Source organism: Pseudoxanthomonas mexicana (assembly GCF_001556105.1).
GTDB classification, from domain to species: domain Bacteria; phylum Pseudomonadota; class Gammaproteobacteria; order Xanthomonadales; family Xanthomonadaceae; genus Pseudoxanthomonas_A; species Pseudoxanthomonas_A mexicana_A.
In genome coordinates this window covers 33,758-44,075 of the sequence record NZ_LSIF01000031.1, presented here as the reverse complement: position 1 = coordinate 44,075, position 10,318 = coordinate 33,758, and the positions used below count along the sequence as shown (strand labels likewise).

Sequence of the window (10,318 nt, the reverse complement as noted above, 5' to 3'; positions counted from 1 at the left end):
GCCGGCATCGAGCAGGTCAACCAGACCATCACCCAGATGGACGAGACCACGCAGCAGAACGCGGCGCTGGTGGAAGAAGCCTCCGCGGCCGCGCGCTCGATGGAAGAACAGGCGCAAGCGCTCAGCGAATCCGTCGCGGTGTTCAAGCTGCATGCCCACGCGGCGCCGGCACTGGCCGCCAGGCCAGCAGCCAAGGCGGCTCCCGCTGCCGCCCCGGCCAAGCCGGTCGCCCGCGCCGCCACGCCGGCGATGCTGGAGCCGGCGCTCGCCGACGGCGACGACTGGCAGGAGTTCTGAGGCACGCGGTTTGCATCAGTCCGGCCGATGATCGATGCGCCCCCCGTGGCGGCGCATCGGTCCAGCACTCCATCAGCACCCGCTCTTTCGAGACGCCCATGTCCGTCAGTACCCGCTCCATCGCTCCGGTGACCTCGACCCGACGGACTTCCCCGCCTCCCGCCGACGATGCGCCCGCCAGCGGCACGCGCGATTTCGAGTTCGACGACCGCGACTTCCGCCGCGTCGTCGAGCTGATCCGGCAACGCGCCGGCATCGCGCTGGCGGACGGCAAGCGCGACATGGTCTACGGACGCCTGTCGCGCCGGCTGCGGGCCCTCGGCCTGCGCAGCTTCAAGGATTACCTGGACCAGCTGGAACGCGATGGCGGCGACGAGTGGCAGGCGTTCACCAATGCGCTGACCACCAACCTCACGTCGTTCTTCCGCGAACCGCATCACTTCGAGCGCCTGCAGGAAGAACTGGCCAAGCGCGTCCACGACGGCCCGCTGAAGATCTGGTCCTGCGCCGCCTCCACCGGCGAAGAGCCGTATTCGATCGCCATCTCGGCCTGCGAGGCCTACCGCACGCTGACGCCACCGGTGCGCATTCTGGCCACCGACGTCGACACGCAGGTGCTGGCCACCGGCGAACGTGGCGTCTATCCCATCGAACGCATCGCCGGCCTCGATGACGCGCTGAAGCGGCGCTACTTCCAGCGCGGCAGCGGCCCCAACGAGGGCAAATGCCGTGTGCATCCGGCGCTGCGCCAGATGATCGAGTTCCGTCCGCTCAACCTGCTGGCGCCGCGCTACGACGTGAGCGGCCCGTTCGTGGCGATGTTCTGCCGCAACGTGATGATCTACTTCGACAAGCCGACGCAGCGCGGCATCCTCGCGCGCCTGGTGCCGCACCTGGCCGACGACGGCATGCTCTACACCGGACATTCGGAAAACTACCTGCACGCGGCGGACATCATCCAGCCCTGCGGTCGCACGCTGTACCGGCGCGCCGGAACACCGGCATGAGCGCCGCGGCCGCCGCCTTCGCCGATGGCCGCGTGATGCGGTACCACGATGCCCGTTTCAAGACCGAAGCCGCCAAGCTGCTGCCCACGCAGTACCTGGTGATCGACGACGACACCGCGCTGGTGACGCTGCTGGGCTCGTGCGTGGCGGCGTGCATCCGCGATCCGCTGCTGAAGCTCGGCGGCATGAACCACTTCCTGCTGCCCGAAGGCAATGTCGGCGACGGCGCGCCGGCGCGATACGGCAGCTATGCGATGGAACTGCTGATCAACGACCTGCTCAAGCGCGGCGCCTCCCGCAGCCGGCTGGAAGCCAAGGTGTTCGGCGGCGCCAACGTACTGAAGGGCTTCACCAGCAATCCGGTCGGCACGCGCAACGCCGAATTCGTCCGCCGCTACCTGGAAGCCGAGCGCATCCCGGTGATCGCCGAGGACCTGCGCGGCATCCATCCGCGCAAGGTCTGGTATTTCCCGCACACCGGGCGCGCCGTCGTGCAGCGGTTGCCGCATGCACACGACGCCGAAGTGCTGGCCGCCGAGTCGGCGGCACGGGCCCGCCTGTCCAAGGCCCCCATCACCGGGGGCGTGGAGCTGTTCTGATGAGTACGACTCCCTGCCGCGTGCTGATCGTCGATGACTCGGCGGTCGTGCGCCAGATCCTGACCGAAATCCTCTCGCGCGAACCCGGCATCGACGTCGTCGGTTCCGCCGCCGACCCGCTGCTCGCGCGCGAGAAGATCAAACGCCTCAACCCCGACGTCATGACGCTGGACGTCGAGATGCCACGCATGGACGGCCTCGCGTTCCTCGAGAACGTCATGCGCCTGCGGCCGATGCCGGTGGTGATGATCTCCTCGCTGACCGAGCGTGGTGCCGACACCACGCTGCAGGCGCTGGCGCTGGGTGCCGTGGATTTCGTCTCCAAGCCCAAGCTCGATGTCGCCAGCGGCCTGCAGGCGTATTCCGACGAGATCATCGCCAAGGTCAAGGCGGCGGCCAAGGCGCGGGTGCGCCCACTGGCCCGCACCGGCGCGCCACGCGTGAACCTGGAAGCCACGTTGCCGGCCCCGCCGGCACTGCGCTTCCGCACCACCGACCGCCTGATCGCCATCGGCGCATCGGCGGGCGGCACGGAGGCGCTGCGCGTGGTGCTGGAGCAGATGCCGGCCGACGCGCCCGCCATCGTGTTGACGCAGCACATCCCCGCCGGCTTCAGCCGCGCGTTCGCCGAACGGCTGGACCGTCATTCGGCCATGGCGGTGCGCGAAGCCAGCGATGGCGAAGCCATCCTGCCCGGCCATGCCTACCTGCCGCCCGGCGGCCAGCACATGCGCGTGATCCGCGACGGTGCCCGCTGGCGCTGCCGCATCGACGACGGCCCGGCGGTGAACCGCCACAAGCCGGCGGTCGACGTGCTGTTCCGTTCCGTCGCCCAGAGCGCGGGCGGCAATGCGGTCGGCGCCATCCTCACCGGCATGGGCGACGACGGCGCACGCGGCCTGCTCGAAATGAGCCAGGCCGGCGCTCCCACGCTGGTACAGGACGAAGCGACCAGCGTCGTCTGGGGCATGCCCGGCGCCGCGATGCGCCTGGGTGCGGCCAAGGAAGCCGTGCCGCTGGAGCGCGTTGCCCAGCGCCTGCTGGACCTGGCGGCGGCAATCGCCTGAGGATCTTCACAGGGGCGACTGCAGGGGTGACGCAAGTCGCGACCGCACGGCCACACCGGCTCACCGATGTTCAGCGCAGAGAAGAAGCGGTGACGGGCAGCGATGTCACTCCCTACAGGGCCATGACCTCTCCTTGGCGCGGTCGCGACTTGCGTCGCTCCCGCAACAGCGTGGCCGGGGAGCGGCAACTTCCGTCACAGATCGCCCGCAACCCCGAAACCGCCGGATTTCCAGCCTAAAGAGCCGATCCGCACGGCCGATACTCATCAGTGAGCTTCAGCAGAGAGCACCCATGTATTCGCGCATCCTGGTTCGTTTGGCGGCACCCCTCATCCTCACCCTGCTGTTCCCCCTGTCGGTCGGTTTCGAGTGGCCGAACGCCCTGCAATGGGCCCTGCTGACATCACTGACCCTGGCCTGGCTGATCTTCGCCTGGCTGACGGCCGTCACCGCGCACCAGACATCGCCCGAGCACGCCAGCGTCGTGCGTGAACAGGATGCGCTGCTGACCGAGCTGCGCCGCTTCGTCAACAACGAGATCGAAGGCTCGCGCAGCGAGATCGAGCGCGCCCGTGAACTGATCCGCGATGCCGTCAACAACCTGGGCGGCAGCTTCGATGCGATGAACCGCAAGTCGCGCGAACAGAGCGCCGCCATCTCCCGCATCATCGACCGCAACGGCGAAGGCGACCGGGCCGGCGTGGACGTCGCGCGCTTCGCCCAGAACGCCAGCCAGCGCATGGAACAACTGGTGGAAGCACTGGAACAGGTCGCAGGCCAGAGCGGCACCACCGTGCACCACATCGACGACATGGCGCAGCACCTGGACGGCATCTTCTCGCTGCTGGAAGACGTCAAGTCGATCGCCGACCAGACCAACCTGCTGGCGCTGAACGCCGCCATCGAAGCGGCGCGCGCCGGCGAGGCCGGTCGCGGTTTCGCGGTGGTCGCCGACGAAGTGCGCAACCTGTCCGAGCGCTCCACCGCCTTCAACGAACAGATCCGCAAGCTGGCCCACAGCTCGAAGGAATCCATCGCCAAGGTACGCGACACCGTGTCGAACATGGCCTCGCGCGACCTGGACCGCTCGCGTGAAGCGCGCTCGGAAGCGGCCGGCATGCTGAACCAGGTGGCCGCGATCAACGCTTCGCTGGGCGACGGCATGCGCGAGGTCTCGATGTGCGGCCACGCCATCGACGCCAGTGTCGCCGACGCCGTGCGCTCGCTGCAGTTCGAAGACATCGCCACGCAATCGCTGGGCAGCGCGAACACGCACCTGGATCGCCTGACCGCGATCAACAAGGAAGCGCTCGCCCTGCAGGAACTGCTGCACCGCGCGGGCGGCGCCACCGACAACGAACTGCTCAGCGCGCTGCGCCTGATCGGCAACCGCCTGCGCGACCAGCGCACCGAGTGGGAACGGCCGCCGCACAAGCCGGTCGCACAGCAGAACATGGGCGCGGGCACGGTCGAGCTGTTCTGACCGGCAGCACCGCCACATAACGCGCGATCCCACGGGGCGGCCATGACGGGCCGCCCCGTTTCGTTTGCCGCACGCGGCTGCCCTGCACCCTTACGCCGCTGGCATACTGCCGGCATGCCCGCGCCACCACCGATCACGCCCGCCGTGTTGCTGCAACTGTTCCGCCTGCAGGAGGCGGAGCGTCGGCACGTCGGCCGCGCCCTGCACAACCAGATCGGACAGGCGCTCTCGGCGATCAAGATGGGCGCGCACCTGGTGCAGTCCGAGGACGATGCCGACGCTCGTCGGGAAGACCTGCAGGAGATCATCCGCGCCAGCGAGGAGGCCGTCGCCCTCACGCGTGACCTGCACGCCACCCTGCATCCGCCGCAACTGGAGTCGATCGGGCTGGATGCGGCGCTGCGTGCTGAGAGCGAACGGCTCTTTCCGGGTGCCGCCGTGGCGCTGGCGCCGCTGCCGCATGCACCATCGCCCGACGTCGCGCTGGTCGCATTCCGCATCGCGCAAGTGCTGATGCGGGCCATCGCGCAGGCCCGCGGCGAGCTGTCGCTGGCCCTTGCTGGCGATACCGGTGCGGCCGGCGGCTTCACGCTGGACGTGGACGCCGATGTCGATGCGGATGTCGTCGAGCTGCCGCTGCTGCAGGCACTGGCCATCGCCGTCGACGGCGGGCTGGACGGTGCCGACGGCACGCACTGGCGACTTCGCCTACCCTATGCGGCCACGTCCGCGACCTCTGCCGATCCCGCGTGAACACCGAGCACGCCCACCTGCCCCGCCTGCCGCGCCTTGGCGCCGGCGAACCCGACCTGCAACGGATGATCGACGCCGCCGGTGCGGATGGCACGCCGTTGATGCTGCTGTACCTCGACATCGACCACTTCCGCTCGATCAACGAGAACATGGGCGTGGAAGTCGGCGACGAAGCGCTGGCCATCCTCAGCGATCGCCTGCAGCAGGCGCTGGGCGCCGACGCGCGCGCCTGGCGCCACGGCAGCGACGAATTCATCGTGGCGGTACCGCGCCTGCCCGGCACGCTGCCGCCGGAGCGCTTCGGCGACCTGCTGCGCGAGCAGATCGAACTGCCGATGACGGTGCTGCCGTACACGCTGTTCCTGACCGGCACGCTCGGCATCGCGCTGTGCCCGGAACATGCGGATACCGCGTCGGGCCTGCTGCAGTGCGCGGAAAGCGCGATGGAACAGGCCAAGCACGAAGGCATGAACCTGGTGCGCCTGTACCGGCGCGGCGCGGCGATCACCGCGCGCAGCGACAGCATCATCGCGCGGCAGATCGTCAATGCGATCCACCACAACGAGCTGCGCCTGTTCTACCAGCCGCAGATCAACGCGCACGATGGGCGTGTGGTGGGCATGGAAACCCTGTTGCGCTGGTATTCGCCCGCGCTCGGCCTGCTGGTGCCGGAACGCTTCATGCACGTGGCCGAGAAGCTCGGCGTGATCGTGCAGATCGGCGACTGGGTGCTGCGCAATGCGTTCAAGCAGGCGCGCGTCTGGCGCGACTGGGGCTTCGACGACTTCGAGATCGCGGTCAACGTCTCCACGCTGCAGTTGCTGCGTCCCAGCTTCGTGTCCGAGGTGCTGGAAGCCATGCAGGAGGCCGGCATCCCGCCGCAGATGGTGGTGCTGGAGGTCCGCCAGAACGCGCTGGCCAAGGACATGAACCTGGTCCACCGCACGCTGGCGCAACTGCATCGCGAAGGCGTGCGGCTGACGCTGGATGATTTCGGCATGGGCGATTCCAACCTGGATTCGCTGGTCCGCTTCTCTGTGGACAAGATCAAGATCGACCGCAACTTCGTGAAGGGCGTGCCGTCCGGCAACCGCGAAGTGGCGATCACCTGCGCCATCATCGCGATGGGTCACCAGCTGGGCATGAAGGTCATCGCGCATGGCGTGGAGACCGACACGCAGCTCGGCTTCCTGCGCCGCAACCAGTGCGACATGTTCCAGGGCCACCTGTTCGGCGAACCGATGTCGGCCGAGGATGCCGGTGCCGTGCTGCGTCGCCGCTACCTGCGCGCCGACGCGTTCGCCGCCACCAAGCCCGACCGCACGCTGCTGTTGCTCGATGACGAAGAAAACATCCTGCGCTCGCTGGTGCGCCTGTTCCGTCGCGACGGTTACCGCATCCTCGCCGCCAGCAACGTCACCGATGCCTTCGAGTTGCTGGCGACCAACGACGTGCAGGTCATCCTGTCCGACCAGCGCATGTCGGACATGAGCGGCACCGAATTCCTCGGCCGCGTGCGCCTGCTGTATCCGGATACCGTGCGGCTGGTGCTGTCGGGCTACACCGACCTGGCGACCGTGACCGAGGCGATCAACCGCGGCGAGATCTACCGCTTCCTGACCAAGCCGTGGAACGACGACGACCTGCGCGAGCACATCCGCCAGGCCTTCGCCACCTACGAGAACCAGCCGCACCATCGCGCGCATGCCTGACACCGGCACGGCGACGCCGGACGGCTGGTGCCTGTACCTGCTGGAATGCCGCAACGGCGCCTTCTATGCCGGCATCACCAATCGCCTGGACGCGCGCTACGCCGCGCATGTCGCCGGTACCGGCGCGAAGTACACGCGCGCGAATCCGCCGGTACGTTTGCTGGCGAGCCGCGCCTATCCGGACCGCAGTGCGGCGTCGCGCGCGGAAGCGCAGCTGAAGCGGTTGCCCAGGGCGAAGAAGCTGGCGTTCTTCGAGTCGCCCCCTGTAGGAGCGACGTAAGTCGCGACCGCGGAAAACGAACAAGCAGCGTGCGACCGGATCCAACCGGGTTCGCACGTCCATGGCCCCAGGACAACGGCACTCTCCCGGTCGCGACTTACGTCGCTCCTACAGGAGCGCGCGTTCGCTGCTCACGCCGCGTCGGCGGCTGGCTGGCGGATCGGCAGGGTGATGCGGAAGCAGGCACCGGCATCCGGCACATTGCGCGCCTCGATGCGGCCGTTGTGCTTCTTCACGATGCCGTAGGAGATCGACAGGCCCAGGCCGGTGCCGCTGCCGACCGGCTTGGTGGTGAAGAACGGATCGAAGATGCGCTGCAGGATCTCGTCGGGAATGCCGTGGCCGCTGTCCTGGACATCGATCCACACCTCGTTGCCTTCCACGCCGGTGCTCACGCTGATCGTCCCGCGCTCGTCGATGGCATGGCTGGCGTTGAGCAGGATGTTCATGAACACCTGGTTCAACTCGGACGGCCGGCACTGCACCAGCGGCAGCTTGCCGTAATGCTTTTCGAGCGTGACCTTGTACTTCAGCTCGTTCCAGATGATGTTGATGGTGGAATCCAGGCCGGCGTGCAGGTCGGCGGACTTCCAGCTGTCGTCGCGGCCGGAGTACGAGAAATCCTTCAGGTTGCGCACGATCGCGGTGACGCGCTCGATGCCTTCGCGCGATTCGGACATCAGCTGCGGCAGGTCGCCGGTGATGAAGTCGATGTCGGCGCGTGCACGCAGGTCCTCGATCTCGGACAGCATCGCCTTCGGGTCCGGCAGGCGCAGCGCGCGCTCGTAGAGTTCGATCAGCGAGAACAGGCTGTGAAGATACTCCTGCAACGAGCCGAGGTTGGAATGCACGTAGCCGATGGGATTGTTGATCTCGTGCGCGACGCCGGCGGCCAGTTGGCCGATCGACGCCATCTTCTCCGATTGCACCAGCTGTTCCTGCGCACCGGCCAGGCGCACCAGCGTCTGGCGCAGCTGCGCGTGGCGGCGCTGCAGTTCCTGCTGGCGCGCATGCGCCTCGCTGACGTCATGGAAGACCACCATGCAATGCCCGCTGCCGGGATTGCCGTGGAAGTAGGCGCGCACCTGCAACACCAGACCATCGGCCAGCGTCAGGTCGGCGTTCCAGCGTCCGGTGTCGCGCGCCGTGCGGATCGCATCCGGCGGCAGCAGACGGGCCAGCGCAGCCAGGGCGTCACCGTCATCGTTGACCAGGGCGCGGGCCGCCGCGTTGGCGTGCAACGGACGCCCATCGCCACGGCACAGCAGATAGCCATCGTCCATCAGTTCGGCCAGCGCCTTGAGATCGGCGAAGCTCGGGATATCGTCCACGGCACAGGCGCTGGACGAAGGGTTCACGGGGGGGACTGTGGCCACGGGTGCATCGGGTGGCGTCGAAGGGGCGCCAGTATCGGGCGCGGCCGCGGGAGCGGCAAGGTGCGGGGTCGCAGTTTGCGGATCCGGCACCGGGCTCAGGCGACGGCGAGCGGACGCGGCGCGCTGGCGGTGGAGGTCTGGCCCTGCGCGTCATAGGCGCCGTGGCTTTCGGTGCGACCCAGGTGGCGCAATGCCCAGTTCACTTCGCGGCGACGACGTGCCAGCAGGATGCCGTTCGCATGGTTCTTTTCGGCCAGCTCGGCCAGGCTTTCGCGCAGGTCGTCGGGGAAGCCGAAGCCGGCGGCGGCGGTTTCCAGCGCGCGCAGCGCGTCCAGCTTGTCCTGCGTGCAGCGCACGAGGGCCTCCACGTCGTGCTCGACGATGGCGCGGCGCTCCTCTTCCAGGGCGGTGGACAGTCGCTGGAGGGACGCGTGGTTCATCGCGCTCAGCCGCCCAGCTGGTCTTCCAGGCCAAGCATGCCGTCGGCGATCGCCTCGGCGTTGATCTTGTACGTGCCGGACTGCAGCGCTTCGCGCACGGCCGCCACGCGGGCTTCGTTGATCGCCGGTGCCGTGGTCAGTTCGCGCTGCATCGCCTGCAGGCTAGTGGCCTCACCGGTCAGACGCAGGCTGTCGCCTGCCGCACTGGCTTCCACGGGGCTGGAACGATCGGCGCCGGCGGACGCCACACGGCCACTCACGGGGCCCGTGGTGCGGATGGCGGCAGGGGGAGTGCCTTCGATTTTCTGGTTCATGTCAGTCGCCTGTAACAGGGTTCATGGGAGTTATCGGCCGGCACCCGGTGGACTTTAGTGACGGATCGCACAATTCCGAGGGGGCATCGGATTCCGCCCGATGTCCTTCCACCCAGCGTCGGTATCGGCCCCCTCCAGGACATCTTGAGGGCGAATGTGGAATTTTTTTCATCGACTCACCCAGACGTCACCGCCCGCACCCACGATGCCCTGCACCACCCGGCGCGAGGACAGGTTCTCGACGGTCACCCGCTCGTTCTCCCCGGCATCGGCGAGCGCCTTGCCCGCCACGCGGACTTCCACCCCGCCACGACGGGAGACCAGCGCCACGTTGTCGCCACGACGCACCAGGCGCTGTGCGACCAGATCGGTCGAGGCAAGGACCGCACCGGCCGACAGCATGCGCCGCGCGACGCGGCCCACGGCCTGCGACGGATCGGCGACGGCGGCACCGACGATGCGCGAGGCGTCACGGCGCTCTTCGACGAAGGCATCGGCGGTGATCGTTTCGCCCGGTGCGATGCCACGCGCCAGCACCAGCACGGTCTGGCTGCGGCGCACACGCACCGGCACGAACAGGCGCCAGCCGGCGTCCTGCGGGCAACTGACCTCCACGCTGTTGCTGCCCTGCACGCGCGCGACCAGCGCGGCGCCGCAGCGCGGCAGGCGCAGGGCCGGATCGAGCGTGGCGTCGGCGTCGCTGCCGGCAGGCAGGGCGCCGATGGCGGCATCCTTGATGCTGTCGACCGGCTGGAAGTCCGCAGCCAGCACGGCGCACGCGGTCAGTCCGCCGATCAGGGCGGTGGTCAGGCGCAGCAGCAACATGGGCGGGCTCCGTCGGTTCATCGGCGGAAGAGGTGCAAGCGGTGTGCCAGAACGTGGGGCCTGCGGCGATGTGTTTTCTGGCATGCCAGCATGGTGCCGCTCGCCGCGGAGGCCCTACTTTCTTTGCTTGTGCAAAGAAAGTAGGCAAAGAAAGCACACCCCGGC

Annotated in this window: 11 protein-coding genes and 1 pseudogene; 8 read left to right on the top strand and 4 right to left on the bottom strand. The window is 68.3% G+C overall.

The window, feature by feature from the left end; all coding sequences use genetic code 11:
• The 8 genes and pseudogenes from AX730_RS05505 to AX730_RS05470 all read left to right on the top strand — a co-directional run.
• Positions 1 to 297 (top strand): annotated as a pseudogene (locus tag AX730_RS05505) (methyl-accepting chemotaxis protein); the annotation flags it as partial.
• A gap of 98 nt (positions 298 to 395) precedes the next feature.
• Positions 396 to 1,304, top strand: a complete 909-nt coding sequence (locus AX730_RS05500; RefSeq protein ID WP_083537739.1) for a CheR family methyltransferase — start codon at positions 396 to 398, stop codon at positions 1,302 to 1,304.
• The gene (gene cheD / locus AX730_RS05495) at positions 1,301 to 1,903 is read left to right on the top strand and encodes a chemoreceptor glutamine deamidase CheD (RefSeq protein ID WP_062353156.1); all 603 of its coding nucleotides are present in this window, start codon (positions 1,301 to 1,303) and stop codon (positions 1,901 to 1,903) included. The genes AX730_RS05500 and cheD overlap by 4 nt, the downstream gene beginning before the upstream one ends.
• Entirely contained in the window at positions 1,903 to 2,970 is a 1,068-nt protein-coding gene (locus AX730_RS05490; protein ID WP_062353153.1) for a protein-glutamate methylesterase/protein-glutamine glutaminase, read from the top strand. Before cheD ends, AX730_RS05490 begins: the two co-directional genes overlap by 1 nt.
• 292 nt (positions 2,971 to 3,262) lie before the next feature.
• The gene (locus tag AX730_RS05485; protein ID WP_062353151.1) at positions 3,263 to 4,453 is read left to right on the top strand and encodes a methyl-accepting chemotaxis protein; all 1,191 of its coding nucleotides are present in this window, start codon (positions 3,263 to 3,265) and stop codon (positions 4,451 to 4,453) included.
• Positions 4,454 to 4,567: 114 nt separating this feature from the next.
• Positions 4,568 to 5,206, top strand: a complete 639-nt coding sequence (locus AX730_RS05480; RefSeq protein WP_198147037.1) for a histidine kinase — start codon at positions 4,568 to 4,570, stop codon at positions 5,204 to 5,206.
• Positions 5,203 to 6,918, top strand: a complete 1,716-nt coding sequence (locus AX730_RS05475) for an EAL domain-containing protein (protein ID WP_062353146.1) — start codon at positions 5,203 to 5,205, stop codon at positions 6,916 to 6,918. The genes AX730_RS05480 and AX730_RS05475 overlap by 4 nt, the downstream gene beginning before the upstream one ends.
• Complete coding sequence (locus AX730_RS05470) at positions 6,911 to 7,198, top strand: GIY-YIG nuclease family protein (protein WP_062353144.1); 288 nt, start codon at positions 6,911 to 6,913, stop codon at positions 7,196 to 7,198. Before AX730_RS05475 ends, AX730_RS05470 begins: the two co-directional genes overlap by 8 nt.
• 131 nt (positions 7,199 to 7,329) lie before the next feature.
• Here the strand turns inward: AX730_RS05470 and AX730_RS05465 are convergent, their stop codons facing one another.
• From AX730_RS05465 to flgA, 4 genes are all read right to left on the bottom strand, one after another.
• On the bottom strand, positions 7,330 to 8,481 hold the full coding sequence (locus AX730_RS05465; protein ID WP_083537742.1) for an ATP-binding protein: 1,152 nt from the start codon (positions 8,479 to 8,481) through the stop codon (positions 7,330 to 7,332).
• Between the two features lie 188 nt (positions 8,482 to 8,669).
• The gene (locus tag AX730_RS05460; protein WP_062353140.1) at positions 8,670 to 9,014 is read right to left on the bottom strand and encodes a flagella protein; all 345 of its coding nucleotides are present in this window, start codon (positions 9,012 to 9,014) and stop codon (positions 8,670 to 8,672) included.
• A gap of 5 nt (positions 9,015 to 9,019) precedes the next feature.
• A complete protein-coding gene (gene flgM / locus AX730_RS05455) occupies positions 9,020 to 9,328 on the bottom strand; it encodes a flagellar biosynthesis anti-sigma factor FlgM (RefSeq protein WP_062353137.1) in 309 nt (102 codons plus the stop codon).
• Positions 9,329 to 9,496: 168 nt separating this feature from the next.
• Complete coding sequence (gene flgA / locus AX730_RS05450) at positions 9,497 to 10,144, bottom strand: flagellar basal body P-ring formation chaperone FlgA (protein WP_062353174.1); 648 nt, start codon at positions 10,142 to 10,144, stop codon at positions 9,497 to 9,499.
• Positions 10,145 to 10,318 lie beyond the last annotated feature (174 nt).

What these genes read in the sequence shown, in the direction of transcription:
- AX730_RS05485 (WP_062353151.1), top strand. Translation starts at nt 3,263, where the DNA reads ATGTATTCGCGCATCCTGGTTCGTTTGGCGGCACCCCTCATCCTCACC.
- AX730_RS05490 (WP_062353153.1), top strand. Translation starts at nt 1,903, where the DNA reads ATGAGTACGACTCCCTGCCGCGTGCTGATCGTCGATGACTCGGCGGTC.
- AX730_RS05470 (WP_062353144.1), top strand. Translation starts at nt 6,911, where the DNA reads ATGCCTGACACCGGCACGGCGACGCCGGACGGCTGGTGCCTGTACCTG.
- AX730_RS05500 (WP_083537739.1), top strand. Translation starts at nt 396, where the DNA reads ATGTCCGTCAGTACCCGCTCCATCGCTCCGGTGACCTCGACCCGACGG.
- AX730_RS05460 (WP_062353140.1), bottom strand. Translation starts at nt 9,014, where the DNA reads ATGAACCACGCGTCCCTCCAGCGACTGTCCACCGCCCTGGAAGAGGAG.
- AX730_RS05480 (WP_198147037.1), top strand. Translation starts at nt 4,568, where the DNA reads ATGCCCGCGCCACCACCGATCACGCCCGCCGTGTTGCTGCAACTGTTC.
- cheD (WP_062353156.1), top strand. Translation starts at nt 1,301, where the DNA reads ATGAGCGCCGCGGCCGCCGCCTTCGCCGATGGCCGCGTGATGCGGTAC.
- flgM (WP_062353137.1), bottom strand. Translation starts at nt 9,328, where the DNA reads ATGAACCAGAAAATCGAAGGCACTCCCCCTGCCGCCATCCGCACCACG.
- AX730_RS05465 (WP_083537742.1), bottom strand. Translation starts at nt 8,481, where the DNA reads ATGGACGATGGCTATCTGCTGTGCCGTGGCGATGGGCGTCCGTTGCAC.